Here is a 24,554-nt window from a genome sequence, read left to right on the forward strand (position 1 = left end):
GCGGATCGGATGCCGCGACGAGAGTCGTCGCATGAACATCACCGATCGCACCATCTTCATCCCCGGAGCCACGAGCGGCATCGGCCGCGCCCTCGCCCTCGCATTCGCCGAGCGCGGCAACACCGTCATCGTCGGCGGACGCCGCACCGAGCTGATCGACGAGCTGCGCCGATCGCACCCGGCGATCGACGGCGTCGTCATCGACGTCGCGGACGCGGCATCCGTCCAACGCGCCGCCGACGAGGTGATCGCGCGGCACCCCGACCTCGACACGGTGGTGGCGATGGCGGGCATCATGGCGGCGGAGGACTGGACGAGCCCGGCCGGGTTCCTGGCGAGCGCGGAGCGCACCGTCGAGACGAACCTGCTCGGACCGATCCGTCTCATCGGGGCCTTCATCGAGCACCTGCTGACCTGCCCCGACGCCACCATCGTCACCGTCTCGTCGGGGCTCGCGTTCACACCGCTGCGCGTGACCCCGAGCTACAACGCGACGAAGGCCGCGATCCACATGCTGAGCGAGTCGCTGCGCCTGCAGTACGAGGGCACGTCGGTCGGCATCGTCGAGCTCGTTCCCCCGGCGGTGCAGACCGACCTGCTGCCCGGCCATGCCGAGAACCCGCAGGCACTCCCTCTCGAGGCGTTCGTCGCCGAGGTGATGGGCATCCTCGAGCGCGAGCCGGATGTGCGCGAGGTGCTCGTCGATCGGGTGCGGTTCCTGCGCCACGGCGAGGCGCGCGGCGACTACGACGAGGTCGTGCGCATGGTCAACGCCACCGACCCGCACGGTCAGCGCTGAGGACCGGGCTCCGAGCGTGCGCCGGCCGCTTCCGGCGCACGCTCAGCCTGTGCTCTGGTGACACATAAGCGCTGCCTGCCAGACTGTCAGCATGAGCGCGATCGAGAACTCCAAACTCACCGTCGTCGGCGCGGGCGCCGTGGGATCCAGCGTCGCCTACGCGTCCCTGATCCGTGGTTCGGCCCGCCACGTGGCCCTCTACGACATCGCCACCGAGAAGGCCGAAGCCGAGGTCCTCGACCTCGCGCACGGTGCGCAGTTCACCGGTTCGAGCGACATCATCGGCGGCTCCGACATCTCCGTCGCCGAGGGCTCGCACGTCGTGGTGATCACGGCCGGCGCGAAGCAGAAGCCGGGCCAGACCCGCATCGAGCTCGCCGGCGTGAACGCCAACATCATCGCCTCGATGATGCCGCAGCTGCTCGAGGTCGCGCCCGACGCCACCTACGTCATCGTCACGAACCCCTGCGACGTCCTCACGGTGCTCGCGCAGGAGGCGACGGGCCTGCCGTCCGAGCGCATCTTCGCGTCGGGCACGGTGCTCGACACGTCGCGCCTGCGCTGGAAGATCGCCCGTCGCGCCGGCGTCTCGATCTCGAGCGTCCACGCCTACATCGTCGGCGAGCACGGCGACACCGAGTTCCCGCTGTGGTCGCACGCGACGATCGGCACCGTTCCGATCCTCGATTGGGTGCCCCTCGACGGCCAGCCCAAGTTCACCGCCGAGGAGCTCGACCAGATCGCCGTCGACGTCCGCGACGCCGCCTACAAGGTCATCCAGGGCAAGGGCGCCACGAACTACGCGATCGGCCTGTCGAGCGCGCGCATCGTCGAGGCGATCCTCCGCGACGAGGATGCCGTCCTCCCGGTCTCGACCGTGCTGCGCGACTTCCACGGTGTCGACGGCATGGCCCTGTCGGTCCCGTCGGTCGTCAACCGCCGCGGCGCCTTCCCCGTGCGCGAGATCGAGTTCTCCGAGCGCGAGCTCGAGCTGTTCCAGCACTCCGCGAGCGCGTTGAGCGAGGTCGCGGCATCCCTGCGCCCCTGATCCCGGGCGGCGCGGCCGGCTCCTGATACACGCGTCGGGCCGGTGGTGCTGGTGCGAACTCCCGTTGCGACGGGAACGGCACCGGCACCACCGGCCCGACGGCTGTATCGGCCGTCCTGACGCGAGACCGGACGCGGCGCAGGGATGTCGGTGGGCCGACCTAACCTGGACGCATGGCTTCCCGTCGCCCCTCCCCCACCACGGCCTTCCGTTGCACCGAGTGCGGCTGGACGACCGCGAAGTGGGTCGGCCGGTGCGGCGAGTGCCAGCAGTGGGGCACGGTCGTCGAGGCGGCGACGCAGACCGGCATCACGACGAGTGTGACGGCGGTCAGCCCCGGCGCCGCGCGGGCGGCCCGCCCCATCACCGAGATCGACACGAGCGAGGCACCGCGTCGCTCGAGCGGTGTCGGAGAGTTCGACCGCGTGCTCGGTGGCGGCGTGGTGCCGGGCGCGGCGATCCTGCTGTCGGGAGAGCCCGGCGTCGGCAAATCGACGTTGCTGCTCGAGGTCGCGGCGCAGTCCGCCCGATCGGGGCGGCGCGTGCTCTACGTCAGCGCGGAGGAGTCGCTGGGGCAGGTCCGTCTGCGCGCGGAGCGCACCGGAGCACTGCACGACGCGCTGTACCTCGCGAGCGAGACCGACCTCGCCACGGTCCTGGGCCACATCGACGACGTGCAGCCCGAGCTGCTGATCGTCGACTCCGTCCAGACGGTGTCGTCCGCGCTGTCGGACGGTGTCGCCGGGCACCCGAGCCAGGTGCGCGAGGTCGCCTCGACCCTCATCCGCGTCGCGAAGGAGCGCAACCTCCCCGTACTCATCGTCGGACACGTCACGAAAGACGGCTCGATCGCCGGTCCGCGCGTGCTCGAGCATCTCGTGGACGTCGTGTGCCAGTTCGAGGGCGACCGGCAGACATCCCTGCGTTTCGTGCGAGCCCTCAAGAACCGCTTCGGACCGACGGACGAGGTCGGCTGCTTCGACATGGCCGGAGACGGCATCGCTGAGGTCCCCGATCCGAGCGCCCTCTTCCTCGGTCATGGCGACCCCGTGCCCGGCACCTGCGTGACGATCGCTCTCGAGGGGCGCCGCGCGCTGCCGGTCGAAGTGCAGGCGCTGACGCTGAAGACCGGCGCCCCCAACCCCCGGCGGGTCGTCAGCGGCGTCGACAGCGCCCGCGTCGCGATGATCCTCGCGGTGCTCGAGAAGCGCGGTGTCGCGGTCACGAGCGACCAGGACGTGTACGTCTCGACGGTGGGCGGCGTGCGGCTGGTCGAACCGGCCGCCGACCTCGCCATCGCGATCGCCATCGCCGGCGCCGTGGGCGGCAGGGCGGTCTCGCGACAGGTCGCCGCCTTCGGAGAGCTCAGCCTCGCGGGCGAGATCCGTCCCGTGACCCAGTCGGCGCAGCGTCAATCCGAGGCGAAGCGCATGGGGTATCGCGCGGTGGTCGACGCGTCGTCCCGGACCATCGGCGGGGCCATGCGCGATCTGCAGGTGCGTCAGCCCGCGGCATCCACCGAGGACGCCCCCGACTTCTGACCCCGGGCCGACGCACGCGGCAGGGTCTCACCTGGCAGCTTCAGCCCGCTCGCGCGCGAAGTACCGGCGCGAACTGCCAAGCCAACCAGGGCCCACCAACGCGGTGGCGCCTCATCTGGCAGCTCAAGCCCCTTCGCGCGCGAAGTACCGGCGCGAACTGCCAAGCCAACCAGGGCCCGCCCACGTGGTGGCGCCTCACCTGACAACTCCAGCCTCTTCGCGCGCGGGGTAGCGGCGCGAACTGTCCACTCGACCCGAGCCCGCCCACGCGGCATCCCTCACCTGGCAGCTCCAGCCCCCTCGCGCGCGAGGTGGGGGCGCGAGGTTTCAAGCCAACCCGAGCCCGCCCGCGCGGCATCCCTCACCTGGCAGCTCAAGCCCCCTCGCGCACGAGGTAGCGGCGCGAACTGCCAACCCAACCCGAGCCCACGCACACGGCGCGGCTCACCTGACAGCTCGAGCCCCCTCGCGCACGAGGTACTGGCGCGAATTACCAACCCAAGTCCCAACCCAGCCCGACTCGGGCCCACGCGCGCGGCGGGGCTCACCTGGCAGGTCGAGCCCCCTCGCACCCCAGGTAGCGGCGCGAACTGCCAACCCCCGCCAAGTCCACGCACGCGGCGCGGCTCACCTGGCAACTCAAGCCCCTCGCGCCCCGAGGTACCGGCGCGAACTACCGACCCAACCCGAGCCCGCCCACGCGGCGAGGCCCACCTGGCAGCTCCAGCCCCCTCGCGCGCGAGGCCCCCGCCGCATCGCGGTCGGGGGGGTCAGGCGTCGAGCGCGGCGATCAGGTCGGCGGGTGCGGCCTGCATCGGGTGCGGGCCGGCGATGTCGAAGAAGACCGTCGTGATCACGGCTTCGTGGGCGCCGAGGAAGGCGCGCAGGCCGGCCGGTGACTGCAGCGCGACGTGCGCGGGCAGGGCCTCGGGCTTGTGCGCGGCATCGCTGAAGAGCAGCAGCGCGACGTCGCCGGTGTTGGGGTCGCGGTAGGTCCAGATCTCGCCGACGTCGCGCGGATCGTCACGGTTTCCGGGACGCATGAGCGGCACGACGGTGGGGCCGTGGCGTAGCGCGAAGGCGAGGGCGGCCATGTCCTGCGTCTGCAGGGCGTCGGCCAGTTGCGGGTTGCGGAACTCGGGCAGGGGGTTCTTCGCGCCGCGCTTCTTTCCAGCCATCACCTCAGCCTAGAAGACGGCGAGCGCAGCCTGAACGAGAAGGGGCCCTCTCGGACTCTCCATTGGGGACTGGAGAGATCGAGAGGGCCCATCGCTCACCCGAGGTGGGGATCCGTCGTCGCGGCACTGGGGGGTTTCACGACAACCGCTGCTGGGGGACAGCGGTGGAACTCTGGGAGCTGATCCCAGCGTACGGGCGGCATCCGGGCCTGTCTCGCGGTTTCGGGTGAGAAAAGTCTCACGCGGCAGTCGGCGCTCAGCGCAGCACGAACTGACGGTCCTGCTGGGCCGCGAGGCCGCCGATCTCGACCGCGAGGTTGAAGTACCCGGCGGGCGCGGCGGGGCGGTCGCTTCCGCAGCTCTCGACGGAGGAACGGGTGCGATCCCACGTGATCGGCGTCACGCTCGACACCGTCTGCCCCGGATCGATCTGCACCACCTGGTCGCTCGACTCGCTCTGGCAGTCGGTCGAGCGCCACCACACGTCGGGGCCGCTCGACACGGTCAGCTTCTGCGTCGCGGTGCCGACGTTGAGCAGGCACGGCGCGTCGCCCGAGTTCGTCAGCGAGATCGACAGCTGCGGCAGCTCCCCCGCGCCATAGGCATCCTTGTCGGTCACCGCCGACACCTGCACCGACTGCGCCGAGCAGGGCTCGACCTCCGCGTCCTCATCCGCGGGCGGGGCGTCGGATGCCGCGGGCTCGGCCGCTTCGGCAGACGGCGATGCCGTCGGCGACGCGGGCGCCGACGCGGCATCCGTCGTCGCGGCCGGGGTCGGGCCGCCCTGCGCGGCAGCGCCTTCCCACGGTCGCCACACGGCGAGCACGATCGCGGCGACGATCAGCAGCACGACGAGCAGCACGGCCAGGCGTCGCCGGCGGTAGACCGCGGGCGAGTGACGGCGTCGGGGCGGCGTGTCGGTCATGACTTCAGGGTAGGCGGACGGCTCGGCGCGGCTCGGGCGGCACGCCTACAGGTGCTTGAGCATGCGGGTGTTGCCCAGGGTGTTCGGCTTGACGTGGGCGAGGTCGAGGAACTCGGCGATGCCCTCGTCGGGGCTGCGCAGCAGCTGCGAGTACACATCGGCGTCGACGACCTGCTCTCCGATGACCTCGAAGCCGCGGCGGGCGAAGAAGTCCACCTCGAATGTCAGGCAGAACAGGCGCGAGAGCCCGAGCGCCCGGGCGCCCTCTTCGAGCCGGTCGACGATCGCTCCGCCCACGCCGCGGTGCAGCCAGGCGTCGGTCACGATGAGGGTGCGCACCTCGCCGAGGTCCTCCCACATGACGTGGAGGGCGCCGCATCCGATGAGCTGACCGTCCGCCTCGGCGACGACGAACTCCTGCACCGACTCGAACAGCACGACGAGGTCTTTGCCGAGCAGGATCCGGCGCTGGACCCACGGCTCGAGCATCTCGCGGATGCCGCGGACGTCGCTGGCCCGTGCGGGGCGGACGACGAACTCGGCGGCGGGGGAACTCACGCGTCAACGATAGTCCGCGCCGGTAGGGTTGCTTCAGCCCGAGATCCCACCCGCACGGGGAGTGCCGACGTGAGCGTGCTCCGCGACTACGCAGCCGCAGTGTCCCAGCCGACACTGCCCTTGGCGTCGCTTCCGGCCGGTCTGGGCGAGCCCGAGCGCTACGACGAGGTGGTCGATCCCGAGGGCGGGCTGCGCCCGGCGTGGCAGTCGCTGGCCGGTCTCGCGCTCGCGCTGACTCCCGCCGAGCTCGGCCGGGTCGAGGGCGAGATCACGCGCTTCCTCGCCGATGACGGCGTGACCTACATGCGTCCCGACGCCGGCGCCGCGCCGTGGCAGCTCGATCCGGTTCCGCTCGTGGTCGACGCCGCCGCTTGGGCCCGGCTGGAGGGCGGGCTCGCGCAGCGCGCGGAGCTGCTCAACGCAGTGCTCGCCGACCTCTACGGTCCGCAGACCCTGCTGTCGTCGGGCGTCGTTCCCGCCGCGGCGGTGCTGGGCCACGCGGGGTTCCTGCGTCCGGTCGCCCGGGACGCCGGCGCCGAGCGGCATCCGCTGCTGCTGTCGGGAACCGACCTCGGCCGCGACGGCGACGGCGAGTGGCGCGTCCTCGCCGATCGCGTGCAGGCGCCCTCGGGCCTGGGCTTCGCGATGGAGAACCGCCGGGTCATCTCGCAGGTGTTGCCCGACCTGTACCAGCAGAGCGATCCGCACCGGATGGAGCCGTACTTCTCGGCGCTGCACGCCGCGCTCGTCGGCTCGGCACCCGACGGTGTCGACGAGCCGCGCGTCGTCGTGCTGACGCCGGGCCCGCACTCCGAGACCGCGTTCGACCAGGCCTTCCTTGCGCGCGGTCTGGGCCTGCCGCTGGTCCAGGGCAGCGACCTCGTCGTGCGCGGCGGCCGCGTGTGGATGAAGCCGACGGGCTGGCCCCACCGCGAGCCGACGGAGCAGGTCGACGTCATCCTGCGCCGGGTCGACGCCGAGTGGTGCGACCCGCTCGAGCTGCGCTCCGACTCGCGTCTGGGTGTCGCCGGCCTCACCGAGGCGGTGCGGCGCGGCGCCGTGCGCATCGTCAACGGCCTCGGCGCCGGCGTGCTCGAGAACCCCGCGCTGCTGCCGTTCCTTCCGGCCGCGTGCGAGGCCCTGCTCGGCGAGCAGCTGCGCCTGCCCGGGGTTCCGACCTGGTGGTGCGGCGATCCGCGGGGGCGTGACACCGTCCTCGCGCGCCTGCAGGCACGAGACCCGGGCTTCGTCGTGCGCACGATCGACGGCTCGCGTCGCGACCTGACCGGGATGGATGCCGCGGCCGTCGCCGACCGCATCGCCGCCGCCCCGCACCGTTATGTCGGCCAGGAGCTGCTGCCCCTGTCGCAGGCTCCGGTGTGGACGGGCGACGCCGCTCGCGCTCGACCGCTCGTCCTCCGCGCCTTCACCCTGCGGCACGGCTCGACGTATCGGCCCCTGCTCGGGGGGCTCGCGACGGTGCGCGAGAACCCGGATGCCGCACCCACCACGAAGGACGTCTGGATCCTCAAGGCCGCCGAGGGCGATGCCGACCAGGGCCTGACCGAGATCGCTCCGCTGCCGGGCGGTCGCAGCGCGCCGAGCGTCGCCCCGCGCGCGCTCGAGGACATGTTCTGGTCGGGGCGCTACGCGGAGCGGGCCGAGGACTCGCTGCGTCTCGTGATCACCGCACAGCAGCAGCTCGACCTCGCCGGCACGGGCCGCGTGACGCCGACGAGCGCCCGCGTGCTGCGCGACGCGATCCACCGTCTCGCCGGCGCCGGCACGGCCCGACCGGCCGACGCCGACGCCGACTTCCGGTCGCTGCTCCTCGACGCCGGCCGCATCGGATCGACCGCCCACGCGCTGGCGCGACTGCGCGATGCCCTCGAGGGCGTGCGCGACCAGCTCTCCGGCGACACGTGGCGGGTCTTCGCCGGCATCGAGCGCGCGTCGCGGGCGCTGCGCGCGTCGCCGCACCCCCACCGCACCGCGGAGTCGGCCGGCCGCATGCTCACCGTCGTGCTCTCGCTGCAGGGCGTCACCGCGAACATGATGCGCGACGCCGGCTGGCACCTGCTCGAGACGGGCCGGTTCCTCGAGCGGGCGCTGCAGGTGTGCCATCTGCTGCAGGTGACCGTCGAGCGCCGCGAGGCGCGCACCGACCGCGCCGTGCTCGAAGCGGTGCTCGCAGTATCCGAGAGCATCGTGACCCACCGCCGTCGCCACCGCGGCGCCGTCCGCCTGGCCGACGTGCTCGACCTGCTGCTGCGCGATCCCGACAACCCCCGCTCCCTCGCCTTCGCGCTCGCGTCCCTCCGCACGCACCTCGCGGCCGCCCCCGCATCGACCGGGTCGACGCGACCGGAGCGCCTGGTCGAAGACCTCGAGGCCTTCACGTCGGCGATCGACACCGACGCACTGACCGTCGCCGACGACGGCATCCGTTCCGCCCTCGCCGACGTCCTGCGCGAACTGACGGCGCAGCTCGAGCAGCTGGGCGACGCGATCGACGAGCTGCACTTCGAGAGCGGCCCGCCGCCCGTACCGCTGTCGTCGCTCGCCCTCATCGAAGAGCTGATGGAGGCCCGAGCATGAAGCGGTACCGGGTGTGGCACCGCACCGCCTACACCTACAGTGCGCCCGTCGAAGACAGCGTCGGACAGTTCCATCTGACGCCCCGCGCACTGCCGTGGCAGCAGGTGCAGGATGCCGCCGTCGTCGTGACGCCCGCCCCGGGCGACATCCGTCGTGAGTTCGACTACTTCGGCAACTGGTCGACGTACTTCCATGTCACCGACCCGCATGAGGCGCTGTCGATCGAGTCGTCGAGCGACGTCACCGTGACGACCCCGGCGTACGACGAGGATGCGCTCGCGCAGCCGTGGGAGCTTGCCCGCCCGCTGCAGCATCCCGACCAGGAGGGGGCGTGGCGCGCCACGGAGTTCGCGATGCCGTCGCCGCGGGCGGCGCAGTCCGAGGCGACCGCCGCCTACGGAGCGGTGTCGCTGACGCCGGGGCGTCCGGTCGGCGAGGCCGCGACCGACCTGATGCGCCGCATCCACGCCGACTTCGACTACGACAGCACCGCCACGACGGTCACGAGCACCGTCGGCGACGCCCTCGAGAAGCGCGCGGGCGTATGCCAGGACTTCGCGCACGTCGCCCTCGCGTGCCTGCGCTCGCACGGCGTCGCGGCCCGGTACGTGTCGGGGTACCTCGCGACGCAGCCGCCGCCCGGCAAGGAGCGCGTGTTCGGCGCCGACGCGTCGCACGCCTGGCTGGCCGTCTGGCTGCCGGTCACCGATCAATGGCTCGCGATCGACCCGACCAACGACCACTGGGCCGACGACCGCTACGTGACGGTCGCATGGGGACGCGACTACGGCGACGTCTCTCCCGTGAAGGGCATCATCTTCACCGAGGCGAAGACCTCGACCCTGCGCGTCTCGGTCGACGTCGCCCCGCTCGAGGACTGAGGCTCCGCGCGACGCCCGAATGCTGAAGGCTGAAGGCTGGAATCAGGCGAGGAAGCCGCGCAGCAGAGCCTCGGAGCCGGCGAGGTGTTCGAGCACGGCGGTCTCCGCCGCCTCGGGACGGCCGGCGAGGATGGCCGCGACGATGCGGTCGTGCTGGATGTCGGAGTGCTCGATCGAGCGCGCGAGCAGCGGGAAGGCGTCGAGCCACGCGTTGACGCGCGCCCGGTTCTCGGTGAGAAGCGCGAGCAGCGAGGGGATGCCGGCGAGCTCGGCAATCGCGAGGTGGAGCAGCGTGTCCCGGCGGCGGTACTCGGCCTCGGGCGCCGCATGCACGGCGGCGTGTCGCGCCCGCAGCTCGGCACGCTCGGCCTCCGTCAGCTGCCGCGACGCGACGGCGCGCGCGGCCCCGGCCTCGAGCACACGGCGCAGCCCCAGCACGTCGTCCAGCTCGGCGGCGGTCAGCTCCAGGCGCGCCGGCGCGGGCACCGGATCGGCGACGAACGTGCCGCCGTAGCGGCCGCGACGACGTTCGAGATAGCCGGCGTCGGCGAGTTCGCCGATCGCCTGCCGCACGGTGTCGCGGCTGACCTCGTACCGGGCGGCGAGATCACGCTCGGACGGCAGCGACTCCCCGGGCGCGACGACGCCGAGCCTGACGGTCTGCACGATGCGGGCGACGGTGTCTTCGAGCGCGTTGCCGCCGCGCACCGGGCGGTACACCGTGCGGCGCACATCGGGCGGGACGTGTGCAGTCATCCCTCCGACCCTACGGTCAGAGCGGCGTGACGTAGGCGTTGGTGATTCCGCCGTCGACGACGAAGGCCGTCGCGGTGATGAAGGATGCGTCGTCCGAGGCGAGGAAAGCGACGGATGCGGCGAGCTCCTCGGGCTCGGCGAAGCGACCCATCGGCACGTGCACCAGGCGCCGCTGCGCCCGCTCGGGGTCCTTCGCGAACAGCTCCCGCAGGAGCGGGGTGTTCACCGGCCCGGGACACAGGGCATTGACCCGGATGCCCTGGCGCGCGAACTGCACGCCGAGTTCGCGGGTGAGTGCGAGCACCCCGCCCTTCGAGGCGGTGTAAGAGATCTGCGAGGTCGCCGAGCCGAGCAGCGCGACGAAGGATGCGGTGTTGATGATCGATCCGCGGCCCGCCGGCACCATGTGGCGCAGCGCTGCGCGAGAGCAGAGGTAGACGCTCTTGAGATTGACGTCCTGCACGCGATCCCAGGCGGGCAGCTCGGTCGTCTCGATCGAGTCGTCGTCGGCGGGAGAGATCCCGGCGTTGTTGAAAGCGATGTCGATCGAGCCGAGGTCGGCGGCGGCGCCGTCGAAGAGCGCGTTCACCGACGCCTCGTCGGCGACGTCGACCTGGCGGAAGACGCCCCCCACCTCGTCGGCCGCGCGCCGCCCCGACTCCGGGTCGAGGTCGGCGACGACGACGCGCGCGCCCTCCGCAGCGAATCGGCGGGCGGTGGCCAAGCCGATACCGCTCGCGCCGCCGGTGACGATGGCGACGCGGTCGCGCAGGCGTGCGGTGAGGTCCATTCGGGTTCCTTTCGGTGTTGCGGTGAAGGTCGATCAGCTCGCGAAGAAGACGTTCTTCGTCTGGGTGAACTGCTCAGCGGCATCCGGTCCGAGCTCGCGGCCGAGCCCCGAGGCCTTCATGCCTCCGAACGGTGTGGCGTACCGCACGGAGGAGTGCGAGTTGACCGAGAGCACGCCGCTGCGGACTCCGCGCGAGACGCGGACGGCCCGGGCGAGGTTCTCGGTCCAGATGGAGCCGGCCAGCCCGTAGATGGTGTCGTTCGCGAGTCGGATGGCGTCGGCCTCGTCGTCGAAGGGCAGCACCGCCACGACCGGACCGAAGATCTCCTCCTGCGCGATGCGGTCTCGCGGCGATGCCAGGACGACCGTCGGGGCGAACCAGAATCCGCCGCCGTCGGGGGCCGACCCGCGGAACGCCACGTCGGCGCCGTCGAGGAACCCGGCGACGCGGTCGCGATGACCGGCCGAGATGAGCGGCCCCATCTGCGTCGCCCGGTCGTTCGGATCACCGACGACCCAGTTCCCGACGGCCGGCTCGAGCAGTTCGAGGAAGCGGTCGTAGACCGAGCGCTGCACGAGGATGCGGCTGCGCGCGCAGCAGTCCTGGCCGGCGTTGTCGAAGACGGCCCCGGGAGCCGCCTCGGCGGCTCGTTCGAGGTCGGCGTCGGCGAAGACGATGTTCGCGCTCTTGCCGCCGAGCTCGAGGGTGACCGGCTTGAGCGCGCGTGCGCATCCGGCCGCGACCTCGGTGCCGACCCGCGTCGACCCGGTGAAGACGACCTTCCGCACGTCGGGATGCGACACGAAGCGCTGACCGACGACGGGTCCGGCACCGGGGATGACGGTGAACAGGCCTTCGGGAATCCCCGCCTCAAGGGCCAGCTCCGCCAATCGGATGGCCGTCAGCGGTGTGAGCTCGGCGGGTTTGAGCACGACAGCGTTGCCGGCGGCGAGCGCGGGAGCGAACCCCCATGACGCGATCGTCATCGGGAAGTTCCAGGGCACGATGATCCCCACCACGCCGTACGGCTCGAGGAAGGTCACGTCGAGCCCGCCCGCGACCGGGATCTGCCGACCGCTGAGGCGCTCCGGGGCTCCGGCGTAGTAGTCGAGCACTTGCGCGACGTGCTCGGCCTCCCACTCGGCCGAGGCGATCGGATGCCCCGCTTCGCGCACCTCGAGGCGCGCGAGCTCGTCCACGTGGTCACGCACGACCGCGGCGAACCGGCGGAGGACCGACGCTCGCGCGAACGGCGAGTCGGCGGCCCAGGCGCGCTGGGCGACGACGGCTCGTGCGATGGCGGCATCCGTCTCGTCGGTCGAGGCGCTCGGCACCTCGGCGAACGCGACGCCCGTCGAGGGATCGACCAGGGTGTGCACGCTCATGCCGGCACCGCCGCGTGCTCGGATCGCCGGGCCGCATGCTCGGCAGCCGCCGCGACGAGCCCGAGGAAGAGCCGCCGGTCCTCGGAGTTCTCTTCGGGATGCCACTGCACCGCGACGAGGTAGTCCTCGCCGGGCGCCTCGACCGCCTGGACGAGGCCGTCGTCCGTGCGCGCGGTCACCACGAGGCCGTCGCCGAGGCGGTCGACGCCCTGGTGGTGGTAGCTCTTCACCGACAGCTCCCCCGCACCGACGAGCCCCGCCAGGCGCGTGCCGTCGTCCACGAGCACCACGTTGTCGGCGAACACCCCGCCGCCGATGCGGAACCGGTCCGTGCCGAGCGCATCGGGCAGGTGCTGATGCAGGGTGCCGCCGGCGGCGACGTTGATGAGCTGCAGGCCCCGACAGATGCCGAAGACGGGGATGCCGCGCCGCCGGGCGCCCCGCAGGAGTGCGAGCTCCCAGTCGTCGCGGTCGGGACGCGCGGGGTCGGTCAGCGGGTGCCGCGGGGCGCCGTAGAGCTCGGGCTGCACGTCGAGCCCGCCGGTGAGCACGAGCCCGTCCAGGCCGTCGAGCACCGCCGCGGCGGCCGCTTCGGGTGAGGGCTGGGGCGGCAGGAGCACCGCGACGCCGCCCGACGCGGTGACCGAGTCGAAGTACTGCTGGGGCAGGAAGCTCGCCCGCACGTCCCAGACCCCCTGCTTCGCGCGCTCGAGATAGGTCGTGAGGCCGATGACCGGGCGGGGGTCAGAGTCGTTCGAAGCCACGGATGCGCTCCCAGTCGGTGACGGCGGCGTCGTAGGCCTCGACCTCGATGCGCGCCTGGTTCAGGTAGTGGGCCACCACGTCGTCGCCGAACGCCGCCCGCGCGACGTCCGACCGCTCGAAGAGGGCAGCGGCCTCGCGGAGCGTCGTGGGCAGATGGGCGACGTCGGAATCGTAGGCGTTGCCCGTGAGCGGAGCCGGCAGCGGCAGCTCGTTCTCGATCCCGTGCAGTCCGCCCGCGATGATCGCGGCGATCGCGAGGTACGGGTTGACGTCGCCCCCGGGCACCCGGTTCTCGACTCGCAGCGAGGCGCCGTGGCCGACGACCCGCAGCGCGCACGTGCGATTGTCGACGCCCCAGGCCACCCCCGTCGGGGCGAACGATCCCTTGGCGTAGCGCTTGTAGGAGTTGATCGTCGGGGCGTACAGCAGCGTGAACTCCCGCAGAGTGGCGAGGATGCCGGCGATCCAGTGGCCCATGAGCGGGCTGAACCCGTGATCGCCCTCTCCCGCCATCACCGCCTCGCCGTCGGCGCCCCGCACCGAGAGGTGGATATGGCAGCTGTTGCCCTCGCGCTGATCGAACTTCGCCATGAAGGTCAGCGACTTGCCGTGCCGGTCGGCGATCTCCTTCGCGCCGTTCTTGTAGATCGTGTGGTTGTCGGCCGTCTCGAGCACCTCGGCGTAGCGGAACGAGATCTCCTGCTGGCCGTCGTTGCACTCGCCCTTGACGCCTTCGCAGTACATGCCGGCGCCGTCCATCCCGAGCCGGATGTCGCGCAGGAGCGGCTCGAGGCGCGTGGTGGCGAGGAGGTTGTAGTCGACGTTGTAGTCGGTCGAGGCGCGCAGGCCCTGGTAGCGCTTGGCCCACGCTTCGCGGAATCCGTCGTCGAACACGATGAACTCGAGCTCGGTGCCGGCGAAGGCGGTCAGGCCCCGTTCGGCGAGCCGAGCGCGCTGGGCGCTCAAGATGCTGCGGGGTGACTGCGCGACGGCATCCCCGCCCTCCCAGCCGAGGTCGGCCATCGCGAGAGCCGTGCCCGGCTGCCAGGGGATGCGGCGCAGGGTGTCGAGGTCGGGGACGAGCGTCATGTCGCCGTATCCCTTCTCCCAGCTCGACATCGTGTAGCCCTCGACGGTGTTCACGTCGACGTCGACCGAGAGCAGGTAGTTGCACGCCTCGGCGCCGTGGGGCAGCACCGTGTCCTGCCAGAAGCGCCCCGAGACGCGCTTTCCGACGAGGCGACCCTGCGCGTCGGGGAAGGCGACGATGACCGTGTCGATCTCGCCGGAGTCGATGGCGGCATCGAGTTCCGCCGCTGTCAGGGTGCCCGGCATCCGTCGTCCTTCCCGATCGCGACGCCCGCCCGGTGCGGAGTCGTAACGCAGAACTTACACGCCAAAGGTAGACACGCCATACCAATAGGCTCCACACTTCTGCCCAAGGCGCAGGCGAGCGCCCACCCGAGGCGACCCCCGCGGCCGCCCACCCGACGCCACGGAGGTCGCATGTCCGATTCCACCAGTGCCGCCCAGAAGGTCGGCGGCGCCACGTACACCCGAGCCGGCGACGGCTACTTCGAAAAGCGCACCCTCAAGCGCTCCGCCGGTGTCTGGGGACTCTGGGGGCTCGCCGTCGCGGCGGTGATCTCGGGCGACTTCTCGGGCTGGAACTTCGGCATCGACTTCGCCGGCTTCGGCGGCATGCTCATCGCTTTCGCCGTGCTCGTGCTGATGTACTACGGCCTGACGTTCTCGATCGGCGAGATGGCGGCGGCCATGCCGCACACCGGCGGTGCGTACTCGTTCTCGCGATCGGCCATGGGACCCTGGGGCGGCCTGGCGACGGGACTCGCCGAGACGATCGAGTACGTCGCGACCACGGCGGTCGTCGTCTACTTCTCGGGCTCGTACGCCGACCAGGCGCTCGAGCTGCTGACGGGGGTCAGCCTGCCGGGGTGGGTGTGGTGGGTCATCCTCTACGCCCTCTTCATCGGCCTGAACGCCGCCGGCGCCGCGATCTCGTTCGGCTTCGCGATCGTCGTGTCGGTCATCTCCATCGGGATCATCGTGGTCTTCGGGGTCATGTCGCTCGCCTCGGGCGCGTTCGACTGGAGCTCGCTGTGGAACATGCCCCCCAACCCGGATGCCGTCGGCTCATCCGCTTTCCTGCCCGAGGGCATCGGCGCCGTCCTGTTCGCATTGCCGTTCGCGATGTGGTTCTTCCTCGGCATCGAGGAGCTGCCGCTCGCCGCGGAGGAGTCGCACAATCCCGCCCGCGACATCCCGCGCGCCGGTCTCTGGGCTCGCGGCACCCTCATCGTCACCGGCCTCATCGTGCTGTTCCTCAACACGGGCGTGCTCGGGGCCGAGGCGACCGGTACGTCGGTCGAACCGCTGCTCGACGGCTTCAAGGCCTTCCTGCCCCCTCAGGCGGCGGCCATCCTCGCCCTCCTCGCGCTCATCGGGCTGCTCGCCTCGCTCATGGGCATCATGTTCGCCTACGGCCGCAACATGTACTCGCTCTCGCGCGCCGGGTACTACCCGCGCTGGCTGTCGCTGACCGGCAAGAGCAAGACGCCCTGGGTCGCCCTCGTCGTCGGGGCCGTCATCGGCTTCCTCGCCCTCGTCATCGTGCAGGCCGCCGGCGGCGATTCGAGCCCGGCCGGTGCGATCGTGCTGAACATCGCGGTGTGGGGAGCGGTCCTGGCGTACTTCCTGCAGATGGTCTCGTTCATCATCCTGCGGCGGAAGTTCCCGAACGCCCAGCGCCCCTACAAGAGCCCGTGGGGACTCTTCGGCGCGTACTCGGCGGCGGCCATCGCGGCCATCGTCTTCGTCGGCCTGCTGCTCAATCCGACCTTCTTCCTCGCGATCGTCGCCATCATCGTCGTGTACGCGGTGATCTTCCTCGGTTTCGCGCTCTACGGTCGCAAGCGCCTGATCCTCTCGCCCGAAGAGGAGTACGCCATCTCGGGCGGGCTGCACGGCGACCCGCAGCGCGAGGGCTATGAGTCGCTGAAGACCGAGGTACTCGGCGAGGGACCTCGCGGCTGACCCGCGGCCGTCAGCACGCCCGCGCCACCATCCCGCGCACACGACGAAGGGGCGGATGCCTCAGCATCCGCCCCTTCGTAATCGCTCGGTGTCAGCTCCCGCTGGCCGTGATGTCGGGGGTCGCGGCGATCTCGCCCGCGGCTCCGACACCGATCGCGACCTTGTCCTCGCGGGGCGCGGTCTCGAACACGAACCGACCGTTCTCGGCGTCGACCTTCACGTGGTCGCCGCTGTTGAGCTCGCCGTGCAGGATGCGCTCGCTCAGCTGGTCCTCGACCTCGCGCTGCATGGCCCGACGCAGCGGACGAGCGCCGAGCGCCGGGTCGAAGCCGATCTCGATGAGGCGGTCCTTCGCGGCATCCGAGAGCTCCACCGTCATGTCGCGGTCGAGCAGGCGGTCGCTCAGGCGCTTCGTGAACAGGCCCACGATCTGGCGCAGCTCGTCCTTGTTCAGCTGCGGGAAGACGATGACGTCATCGACGCGGTTGAGGAACTCGGGCTTGAAGTGGCGCTTGAGCTCCTCGTCGACCTTGCCCTTCATCCGCTCGTAGCTGGTCTGCGCGTTGCCCTCGACCTGGAAGCCGACCGGACCACCCGCGATCGCCGACGAACCGAGGTTGGTCGTCATGATGATCACGGTGTTCTTGAAGTCGACCACGCGGCCCTGACCGTCGGTCAGACGACCCTCTTCGAGGATCTGCAGCAGCGAGTTGAAGATGTCGGGGTGGGCCTTCTCGATCTCGTCGAAAAGCACGACCGAGAACGGCTTGCGGCGCACCTTCTCGGTGAGCTGGCCGCCCTCTTCGAATCCGACGAATCCAGGAGGGGCGCCGAACAGACGCGAGACGGTGTGCTTCTCGCCGAACTCCGACATGTCGAGGGAGATCAGTGCACCCTCGTCGTCGAAGAGGAACTCGGCGAGCGCCTTGGCCAGCTCGGTCTTTCCGACACCCGTGGGGCCGGCGAAGATGAACGAGCCGGAGGGACGCTTGGGGTCCTTGAGGCCCGCGCGCTGACGACGGATCGTGCGCGAGAGCGCGGCGATCGCCTCTTCCTGACCGATGACCCGCTGGTGCAGCGCCTTCTCCATGAAGACGAGACGGCTGGTCTCCTCTTCCGTGAGCTTGAACACCGGGATGCCGGTGGCCTGGGCGAGCACTTCGGCGATCAGGCCCTCGTCGACGACGGCGTGGCTGGCCACGTCGCCCGAGCGCCACTGCTTCTCGAGACGCAGACGCTCCGCGAGCAGCGACTTCTCCTCGTCGCGCAGGGCGGCGGCCTTCTCGAAGTCCTGCTCCTCGCTCGCGCGCTCCTTGTCCTCGCGGACCTTCGCGATCTTCTCGTCGAACTCGCGCAGCTCCGGCGGCGACGACAGGATCGACAGACGCAGGCGGGCGCCGGCTTCGTCGATCAGGTCGATGGCCTTGTCGGGCAGGAAGCGGTCGCTGATGTAGCGGTCGGCCAGGTTGGTCGCCGCGACGATCGCGCCGTCGGTGATCTGCACCTTGTGGTGCGCCTCGTACCGGTCGCGCAGACCCTTCAGGATGTTGATCGCGTGAGGGATGCTCGGCTCGCCGACCTGGATCGGCTGGAACCGGCGCTCGAGCGCGGCGTCCTTCTCGAAGTGCTTGCGGTACTCGTCGAGGGTCGTGGCACCGATCGTCTGGAGCTCACCGCGGGCGAGCAGCGGCTTGAGGATCGACGCGGCGTCGATCGCGCCCTCGGCCGCACCGGCACCCACGAGCGAGTGGATCTCGTCGATGAAGACGATGATGTCGCCGCGCGTGCGGATCTCCTTCGTGACCTTCTTCAGGCGCTCCTCGAAGTCACCGCGGTAGCGGGAACCGGCGATGAGCGAGCCGAGGTCGAGCGAGTAGACCTGCTTGTCCTTGAGCGTCTCGGGCACATCGCCCTTGACGATGGCCTGCGCGAGGCCCTCGACGACGGCGGTCTTGCCGACGCCGGGCTCGCCGATCAGCACGGGGTTGTTCTTCGAGCGGCGCGAGAGGATCTGCATGACCCGCTCGATCTCCTTCTCGCGGCCGATGACGGGGTCGAGCTTGTTGTCGCGCGCTGCCTGCGTGAGGTTGCGGCCGAACTGGTCGAGCACCGCCGAGCCGCCCTGAGGCGCCTGAGCCTGCTCGCCCGCACCGACGGTCGCGCCGGCGGGCTCCTTGCCCTGGTACCCGCTGAGCAGCTGGATGACCTGCTGGCGCACCTTGTTCAGGTCGGCGCCGAGCTTGACGAGCACCTGAGCGGCCACGCCCTCACCCTCGCGGATGAGGCCGAGGAGGATGTGCTCGGTGCCGATGTAGTTGTGGCCGAGCTGCAGCGCTTCGCGCAGCGACAGCTCCAGCACCTTCTTCGCGCGCGGCGTGAAGGGGATGTGACCGGTCGGCTGCTGCTGCCCCTGACCGATGATGTCCTGCACCTGCTCGCGCACGGCGTCGAGCGAGATGCCCAGACTCTCGAGGGCCTTGGCAGCGACGCCTTCACCCTCGTGGATCAGACCCAGGAGGATGTGCTCGGTCCCGATGTAGTTGTGGTTCAGCATCTTCGCCTCTTCTTGGGCGAGCACGACCACGCGACGGGCACGATCCGTGAATCTCTCGAACATCGTCAGCCTCCTTAGAGCGCCGGGACTCCGGGCGCTTACGAAAGAGAGTAACCAGGCGCGGATACGGGTATGCCCGTGTTCGCCGTCGGCATAGCGACCGCGGGCTTGCGCCGGCGGCATCCGCGTCATATCGTTTTTCGATAACAACGACTATCGATAAACGAGGAGGCGCGGATGTCGAACGTGCGGGCGGTCGGACGGGCGACCCAGGTTCTCGCTGTGGCGATCGGCGCGATCGTCGTCGCTGGCGGCATCCTCTTCACGATCTTGCGGGCGACGGAGTCGCTCATGTTCACCGTGAACATCGTGCCGCCGGAGGATCGCGAGCCCCGCATCGGCGGAGATGCCGATCTCGAGACCTTCTATCGCACGGTCACCGTCATCGACGAGGACGCGTCGGGGTGGGTCCGCTTCTTGGCCTGGCTTCCCAACGCCGGCATGGGGCTGCTCATCCTCGCGGGGTGCGTGTTCGTCTTCGTCCAGACCCGGCGGATGCTGCGCGGCACGATGTTCGGCCGCTTCACCACCGTCGGCCTCGCCGTCCTCGGCCTGCTGGCCATCGCCGTCGCGGTGCTCGCGCCGGTCATCGATTCGCACGCGACCGTCGTCGCCCTCGGCGACCTCGGCGTCAACATGCTCGACTCACGGTCGGCACTGTACGACTCCCCCGATCTCGCGGGCGCCGACTACGTCGTCCCCGACCCCGTCGGCTCGCCCCGCCAGCTGCTCGCCCGAACGAACTGGCTGCTCGCGGGCGTCGGCGGCATCCTGCTGCTGCTGGCCGTCGCGGCCGGTCGCGGCGAGCGCCTGCAGCGCGACAGCGAGGGGCTCGTATGACCCCCGCCGACGACATCGAGCCCAGCGGCGTGCACTGCCGCCTCGACGAGCTGCTGACCGAGCGCGGGATGACGCTCACCCGCCTGTCGGAGATCGTCGGCGTCTCGGTGGTGAACCTGTCCATCCTCAAGAACGATCGCGCCCGCGCCATCCGCTATTCGACGCTCTCGGCGATCTGCCGCGCGCTCGACTGCGAGATCGGCGACCTGCTGGTGCGCACCGACTGAACCGGAGACACGTCATGCTCGGCCCCCTTCCCGCCGCCCCGGCGACGCCGCCCGACATCGAGGATCGCTTCGCCGACGGCCCCGACCCCCGCCTGTGGATCGACAGCTACCTGCCGCACTGGACCACCCCCGAGCGAGCCCGGGCCCGCTACTCCCGCCGATCCGAGGGGCTCGTGCTGCACATCGACGCGGATCAACCGGATTGGCGGACCGCCGACGCCCCGCTGCGGGTATCGAACCTGCAGACGGGCTCGTTCAGCGGGCCGCTCGGCTCGACCCGTGGCACCCATCGCCATCGACCCGACGGGCTGACCGTGCAGACTCCCACGCCGCTGCAGCTGCTCTGGGCTCCGGCCGCGGGCCGCGTCGACATCGAAGTCAGCGCCAGCCGCGATCCGGACTGCATGCTGGCGGCCTGGCTCGTCGGCACGGAGCATCGCGACCCGCGCGAGAGCGGCGAAGTGTGCATCTTCGAGATCGACGCCCGTGAAAGCGGCGACGGATGGACGGCGCGTACCGGCATCAAGGCGCACCACGACGAGCGGCTGACGACTCGGATGACGCAGGTCAGCCTGCCGTTCGACGCCGGCACCCCGCACGTGTGGACCGCGATCTGGGGCAACGACGAGACGATCATCGGATGCAATGGCGAGATCGTCCAGCGCGTGCCGCAGGCGCCGGACTACCCGCTGTTCCTCCTGATCGACCTGTTCGAGATCGGGGCGCCGCGCGGCACCTACCCAAAGACGGCGATGCTTCACTCCGTGCGAGGCTGGGGCCGAACCGTCGCCTGATGTGCGGGCGCGCCGACCCTCGCCGCAGGATCAGCCGAGACTGAACCCGCCGTCGCTCGTGAGGACCTGCCCGACCATCCACGCCCCCGCGGGACTGCAGAGCCACGCGATGAGCTCGGCCGGATCCGCCGGCCGGCCGACACGTCCGAACGGCGTCGTCGCGAGGTAGCGGTCGAGGTCGTCGAGCGATCGGTCGGTTGTCTCGGGGTCGAGGTAGCCCGTGTTGACCGGCCCCGGGTTCACGGTGTTGAGGATGATGCCGAGCTCGAGCAGCTCCGCCGCCACGGTCGGGGTGATGCCGGCGAGCGCGGCCTTGCTCGTCGCGTAGGCGACCTCGCCGACCATCGGCCCATGGATCTGGCCCGACGTCATCCAGACGACGCGACCGCGCGGAGCGGCGTACGGCTTGTCTCCCGTGATCCGGTCGCCCGGGCGCCGAGGCGATTCGAGTGCGGGCGCGAGGCGCCGGGCGAACTCCGCGGTCAGCAGCAGGGTCGAGCGCGCGTTGACGTCCCAGAACGCATCGAGTCGCTCCGGCGTCATGTCGAGGATGCTGCCGTCGTCGCCGCTCTTGGCGTGGTTGCAGATCAGGATGTCGAGGCGGCCGGTCCGGGCCGCCGCCCGCTCGACGAGGCCGGGGATGACCGAGGCGTCGGCGAGGTCGCCACCGACGTCCTCGAATCGCCCACCGTCGACGAGGTGCTCGCGGATGCCGGCGCGCACGGCATCGAGGTCGTCACCACCCCAAGGCAGGTCGAGGTCGTGCGGACGGTGGTGGTGGATGACGATGTTCGCGCCGAGATCGGCGAGTCGGGTGGCAACGGCGAAGCCGATGCCACGCCGGCGCGAGACGCCGGTGACGAGGGCGGTTTGACCGCGAAGGGAAGCGGAAGAGTGCATGGGCGAGCCTTTCGATGACGTCGACGACGACGTGCGGGAGGGGTCGAAGAGGGGGCTCACCGGCATTGCATGACGCCATGCTAGCGGCGGCTGCAGGCGCGTCAGGTCGCTCGCAGCAGCGGCACGCGGCGCTTCTCGAGCGCGTCGAGCCCGGTCGGCGCCGCGTCGGGATCGACGACGACGCCGGCGACATCCTCGAGCGGGAGCACGGCGAACCGCGACACGGCCCCGATCTTCTCCGCGCTGCCCAGCACGAACGTCTCGGCGGACTGCGCCGCGAGCGCGCGCTTCATCGCCGCCTCGTCGGGATCGCCCGTCGTCAGCCCGGCCTCGTGGTGGACGCCGGTCACGCCGAGCAGGAACCGGTCGGCGCGCAGGCCGCGCACGGCCTCGACCGCCGCGGCTCCACTGGCGACGGCGGAGTGCTTGAACAGGCGGCCGCCGATGATGATGACGTCTGCCGCGTGCTCGAGCAGGGCCGCCGCGATCGTGGGGCTGTGGGTGATGATCGTGCACGAGAGAGCACGATCGAGCGCTTGGATCGTGGCGAGCGCCGTCGTGCCGCCGTCGATGATGACGGTGCTGCCGGGCTCGATCAACGACGCGGCGAAACGGGCGACGCGACGCTTGCTGTCGGTCGCGACCGACTGGCGCGCCCCGTAATCGACGACCGCGGGCGACGCCGGGACCGCCCCACCGTAGACGCGGACCGCGAGGCCGGCGGCATCCAGCTCGCGCAGGTCGCGCCGGATGCTGTCTTCCGAGACGCCGAGCTCGACGGCGAGGTCCTTGGCGACGATTCGCCCGTCGGCTCGCAGTCGGGCGAGCAGCAGGTCTTTGCGTGACGCAGCGAGCATTCCTGTTCCTTCACGTTTGTGCACGTTTATGCATAATATCGGAACCATGACTGAATCGCTCATGATCCTCATCGCCGGCCCCTATGCATCCGGCACCGGCGGCGACCCGGCGCTGATGCGCCGCAACCTCGACCGACTCGAAGAGGCGGCATGGCCGCTGTTCGCCGCGGGGCACATCCCCATGATCGGGGAATGGGTCGCCCTTCCCGTCCTCGCGAGCGCCGGAGCGTCCGGGCCGACCGACCCGCTGGCGAAGGACGTCATGTATCCCGTTGCCCATCGCCTGCTGCAGCGGTGCGACGCCGTCCTGCGCCTGCCCGGCGAGTCCCGCGGTGCCGACCAGGACGTCGCGATCGCCCGCGAGCGCGGCATCCCGGTGTACACCGCCCTCGACGAGGTGCCCGGCGTGTCCGCGACGACCCGCGGGGTCGCGGCATCCAGCTGAGTCATAAATAGCTCTCAGGAAGCTCGTGGAATCGATAGCATTTCGCCGTGACTACGACACGTCGACTCTTCGCTCTGCCCATCGCCGCCCTCGCCGTCGCCCTCGTGGCGACCGGATGCTCCAGCTCGCCCTTCACGACCGCGCAGGCGCCCGTGCGCGACGAGTCGGGTGCCATCACCGAGACCAATGAGAGCACCGACGTGTTCGCGATCCGGGTCGGCGACTGCCTGCTCGACGCCGGCACGATGGAGACCGAGGTCACGGAGGCCCCGACCGTTCCGTGCACCGAGCCGCACGACTTCGAGGCGTTCCACGCGCAGAACATCGAGGGCGACGAGTACCCGGGCACCGAGGGAGTCCAGACGCAGGCCGAGCAGGTCTGCTACGACGCCTTCGCCGCGTTCGTCGGGATGTCGTACGAGGAGTCGGTGCTCGACTTCAACTACTACGTGCCGACCACGGGCAGCTGGGATGCCGGTGACCGCGAGATCCTGTGCATGATCGGTGACCCGCAGGGCCAGGTCACCGGCACCCTCGCCGGCGCCGCGCGCTGACCGGCCCTCGGCTCGACGGGCGACCCGGCGTCGTGACAGCACGTCGCCGGGTCAGCTCTCCGAGAAGCCGATCAGCCAGGTGATCCCCCAGCCGTCGCGCACCTGACCATCGTGGTCGCCCCACGCGCGTCGCTGCAGCGGGTCGACGACGGTTCCCGCTTCTGCGAGCGCGTCGAACCAGCGCCGCGATGTCTCGGCGTCCGCGGCGCCCAGCAGCGCGAGCATCAGGCCGCTGACGGCCACCGGCTCGTCCGTCGCGGCCGCATCGGCGCCGAACAGGTCGACGGGTCCGCGCAGCTCGCCGTGGGCGATGAGCGTCGGCGCGCCGTCCTCGCGCCCGAAGTCCGCGAAGGTGTGCAGTTGCAGCTCGCCGCCGAACACGGATCGGTAGAACGACAGCGCCTCGGCGGCTCGTCCGGCGAAGTGGATGTACGGCACGGGAGCGGGCATGCCCGAACGCTACGCCGCCGGCGAGCGCGGTGCCAGTGCGGCGACGGAGCTCAGCGCAGCGGGCGGCGTCAGGGCTGCTCGTCCTCGGCCTCGGCCTCGGCCGCGGGGGTCCAGGCGTAGAACGTGCCGTCCTGCTGCGCGACGGCCCATGTGCCGCACGCGAAGACGCTGGAGATCTCGTACACGTCGGGCGCGGCATCCACCTCCATCGTGGGAGCGGACTCGCGGGGAACCTCCTCGCAGCCGGTGAGCCCGTCATCGCTGACGAAGACGAGCGACTCCGCGGTCTCGTCGCGCGTGGACGCGACCCGCTGGATCGATCGCGCGTCGCTCGGCAGCCACTCCGGCACGTCGCCGCGGGCCTGGGCGAGACTGCGGGCGTCGTCGTAGGTCGTCTCGGCGCGCCCATAGGCCAGGTTGTCGACGACGGAGCAGCCCGCCACCGTCGTCATCACAGCGATGAGGCCGAGCAGCGCTGCCCCCGGCGGAACCTCGCGAGGGAGGCGTCGTGTTTTCGTCATGCCCTCGACGCTACGGAGCGCCGCCCGCGCCGTCGTCGCCCGCTCGGATGACCGGCATCCCTCGCGAGAATGA

The 24,554-nt window shown here is 70.9% G+C and carries 24 protein-coding genes; 11 read left to right on the forward strand and 13 right to left on the reverse strand.

What is annotated here, in order from left to right; all coding sequences use genetic code 11:
* Nucleotides 1-31 precede the first annotated feature (31 nt).
* From JOF37_RS08450 to radA, 3 genes are all read left to right on the forward strand, one after another.
* Nucleotides 32-799 carry an SDR family oxidoreductase gene (locus JOF37_RS08450; protein WP_210006415.1) on the forward strand — a complete coding sequence of 256 codons (768 nt, stop codon included), beginning with the start codon at nt 32-34 and terminating at the stop codon, nt 797-799.
* A gap of 91 nt (nt 800-890) precedes the next feature.
* Complete coding sequence (locus JOF37_RS08455) at nt 891-1,847, forward strand: L-lactate dehydrogenase (protein ID WP_210006416.1); 957 nt, start codon at nt 891-893, stop codon at nt 1,845-1,847.
* A 173-nt stretch (nt 1,848-2,020) separates the two neighbouring features.
* The gene (radA, locus tag JOF37_RS08460) at nt 2,021-3,388 is read left to right on the forward strand and encodes a DNA repair protein RadA (RefSeq protein ID WP_210006417.1); all 1,368 of its coding nucleotides are present in this window, start codon (nt 2,021-2,023) and stop codon (nt 3,386-3,388) included.
* A gap of 770 nt (nt 3,389-4,158) precedes the next feature.
* Here radA and JOF37_RS08465 read toward each other — a convergent pair.
* The 3 genes from JOF37_RS08465 to JOF37_RS08475 form a co-directional block, all read right to left on the reverse strand.
* Complete coding sequence (locus JOF37_RS08465) at nt 4,159-4,566, reverse strand: dehydrogenase (RefSeq protein ID WP_210006418.1); 408 nt, start codon at nt 4,564-4,566, stop codon at nt 4,159-4,161.
* Nucleotides 4,567-4,822: 256 nt separating this feature from the next.
* Entirely contained in the window at nt 4,823-5,491 is a 669-nt protein-coding gene (locus JOF37_RS08470; protein WP_210006419.1) for a hypothetical protein, read from the reverse strand.
* A 45-nt stretch (nt 5,492-5,536) separates the two neighbouring features.
* Complete coding sequence (locus JOF37_RS08475; RefSeq protein WP_210006420.1) at nt 5,537-6,049, reverse strand: amino-acid N-acetyltransferase; 513 nt, start codon at nt 6,047-6,049, stop codon at nt 5,537-5,539.
* A gap of 99 nt (nt 6,050-6,148) precedes the next feature.
* Here JOF37_RS08475 and JOF37_RS08480 point away from each other — a divergent pair, with 99 nt between their 5' ends.
* Nucleotides 6,149-8,647, forward strand: a complete 2,499-nt coding sequence (locus tag JOF37_RS08480; RefSeq protein ID WP_271175110.1) for a circularly permuted type 2 ATP-grasp protein — start codon at nt 6,149-6,151, stop codon at nt 8,645-8,647.
* On the forward strand, nt 8,644-9,528 hold the full coding sequence (locus JOF37_RS08485) for a transglutaminase family protein (protein WP_210006422.1): 885 nt from the start codon (nt 8,644-8,646) through the stop codon (nt 9,526-9,528). Before JOF37_RS08480 ends, JOF37_RS08485 begins: the two co-directional genes overlap by 4 nt.
* Nucleotides 9,529-9,570: 42 nt before the next feature.
* On the opposite strand, the gene JOF37_RS08490 is transcribed toward JOF37_RS08485, so the two are convergent.
* Genes JOF37_RS08490 through JOF37_RS08510 form a run of 5 tightly spaced genes read right to left on the reverse strand, consistent with a single transcriptional unit; the run spans nt 9,571 to nt 14,560 of the window.
* On the reverse strand, nt 9,571-10,284 hold the full coding sequence (locus JOF37_RS08490; protein WP_210006423.1) for a FadR/GntR family transcriptional regulator: 714 nt from the start codon (nt 10,282-10,284) through the stop codon (nt 9,571-9,573).
* A gap of 16 nt (nt 10,285-10,300) precedes the next feature.
* On the reverse strand, nt 10,301-11,074 hold the full coding sequence (locus JOF37_RS08495) for a 3-oxoacyl-ACP reductase (RefSeq protein WP_210006424.1): 774 nt from the start codon (nt 11,072-11,074) through the stop codon (nt 10,301-10,303).
* A gap of 33 nt (nt 11,075-11,107) precedes the next feature.
* Nucleotides 11,108-12,460, reverse strand: coding sequence for an aldehyde dehydrogenase family protein (locus tag JOF37_RS08500; RefSeq protein ID WP_210006425.1), 1,353 nt, complete (start codon nt 12,458-12,460; stop codon nt 11,108-11,110).
* A complete protein-coding gene (locus tag JOF37_RS08505; RefSeq protein WP_210006426.1) occupies nt 12,457-13,224 on the reverse strand; it encodes a gamma-glutamyl-gamma-aminobutyrate hydrolase family protein in 768 nt (255 codons plus the stop codon). The genes JOF37_RS08500 and JOF37_RS08505 overlap by 4 nt, the downstream gene beginning before the upstream one ends.
* On the reverse strand, nt 13,205-14,560 hold the full coding sequence (locus tag JOF37_RS08510; RefSeq protein ID WP_210006427.1) for a glutamine synthetase family protein: 1,356 nt from the start codon (nt 14,558-14,560) through the stop codon (nt 13,205-13,207). The genes JOF37_RS08505 and JOF37_RS08510 overlap by 20 nt, the downstream gene beginning before the upstream one ends.
* A 171-nt stretch (nt 14,561-14,731) precedes the next feature.
* Between JOF37_RS08510 and JOF37_RS08515 the strand changes: the two genes are divergently transcribed.
* Nucleotides 14,732-16,279 carry an amino acid permease gene (locus JOF37_RS08515; protein ID WP_210006428.1) on the forward strand — a complete coding sequence of 516 codons (1,548 nt, stop codon included), beginning with the start codon at nt 14,732-14,734 and terminating at the stop codon, nt 16,277-16,279.
* Nucleotides 16,280-16,370: 91 nt separating this feature from the next.
* Here the strand turns inward: JOF37_RS08515 and JOF37_RS08520 are convergent, their stop codons facing one another.
* Nucleotides 16,371-18,896 (reverse strand): ATP-dependent Clp protease ATP-binding subunit, encoded by a 2,526-nt coding sequence (locus JOF37_RS08520; protein WP_210006429.1) that lies wholly within the window; start codon nt 18,894-18,896, stop codon nt 16,371-16,373.
* A gap of 174 nt (nt 18,897-19,070) precedes the next feature.
* Between JOF37_RS08520 and JOF37_RS08525 the strand changes: the two genes are divergently transcribed.
* The 3 genes from JOF37_RS08525 to JOF37_RS08535 are packed head-to-tail and all read left to right on the forward strand — an operon-like array spanning nt 19,071 to nt 20,754.
* Complete coding sequence (locus JOF37_RS08525) at nt 19,071-19,733, forward strand: hypothetical protein (protein WP_210006430.1); 663 nt, start codon at nt 19,071-19,073, stop codon at nt 19,731-19,733.
* Nucleotides 19,730-19,960: a helix-turn-helix domain-containing protein gene (locus tag JOF37_RS08530; protein ID WP_210006431.1), complete on the forward strand. Its 231-nt coding sequence runs from the start codon at nt 19,730-19,732 to the stop codon at nt 19,958-19,960. The genes JOF37_RS08525 and JOF37_RS08530 overlap by 4 nt, the downstream gene beginning before the upstream one ends.
* Before the next feature lie 14 nt (nt 19,961-19,974).
* Nucleotides 19,975-20,754, forward strand: coding sequence for a hypothetical protein (locus JOF37_RS08535; protein WP_210006432.1), 780 nt, complete (start codon nt 19,975-19,977; stop codon nt 20,752-20,754).
* A gap of 30 nt (nt 20,755-20,784) precedes the next feature.
* Here the strand turns inward: JOF37_RS08535 and JOF37_RS08540 are convergent, their stop codons facing one another.
* Both JOF37_RS08540 and JOF37_RS08545 read right to left on the reverse strand, forming a co-directional pair.
* Complete coding sequence (locus tag JOF37_RS08540; protein ID WP_210006433.1) at nt 20,785-21,654, reverse strand: SDR family oxidoreductase; 870 nt, start codon at nt 21,652-21,654, stop codon at nt 20,785-20,787.
* A 101-nt stretch (nt 21,655-21,755) separates the two neighbouring features.
* Nucleotides 21,756-22,511, reverse strand: coding sequence for a DeoR/GlpR family DNA-binding transcription regulator (locus tag JOF37_RS08545; RefSeq protein WP_210006434.1), 756 nt, complete (start codon nt 22,509-22,511; stop codon nt 21,756-21,758).
* Between the two features lie 46 nt (nt 22,512-22,557).
* Here JOF37_RS08545 and JOF37_RS08550 point away from each other — a divergent pair, with 46 nt between their 5' ends.
* Nucleotides 22,558-22,956 (forward strand): DUF4406 domain-containing protein, encoded by a 399-nt coding sequence (locus JOF37_RS08550; protein ID WP_210006435.1) that lies wholly within the window; start codon nt 22,558-22,560, stop codon nt 22,954-22,956.
* Nucleotides 22,957-23,003: 47 nt separating this feature from the next.
* On the forward strand, nt 23,004-23,510 hold the full coding sequence (locus JOF37_RS15780) for a septum formation family protein (protein ID WP_210006436.1): 507 nt from the start codon (nt 23,004-23,006) through the stop codon (nt 23,508-23,510).
* Between the two features lie 51 nt (nt 23,511-23,561).
* On the opposite strand, the gene JOF37_RS08560 is transcribed toward JOF37_RS15780, so the two are convergent.
* Together JOF37_RS08560 and JOF37_RS08565 are read right to left on the reverse strand one after the other, a co-directional pair.
* Nucleotides 23,562-23,960, reverse strand: coding sequence for a VOC family protein (locus JOF37_RS08560; protein WP_210006437.1), 399 nt, complete (start codon nt 23,958-23,960; stop codon nt 23,562-23,564).
* 68 nt (nt 23,961-24,028) lie between these two features.
* Nucleotides 24,029-24,481, reverse strand: coding sequence for a hypothetical protein (locus JOF37_RS08565; RefSeq protein ID WP_210006438.1), 453 nt, complete (start codon nt 24,479-24,481; stop codon nt 24,029-24,031).
* Nucleotides 24,482-24,554 lie beyond the last annotated feature (73 nt).

This window comes from Microbacterium imperiale (genome assembly GCF_017876655.1).
GTDB lineage: Bacteria > Actinomycetota > Actinomycetes > Actinomycetales > Microbacteriaceae > Microbacterium > Microbacterium imperiale.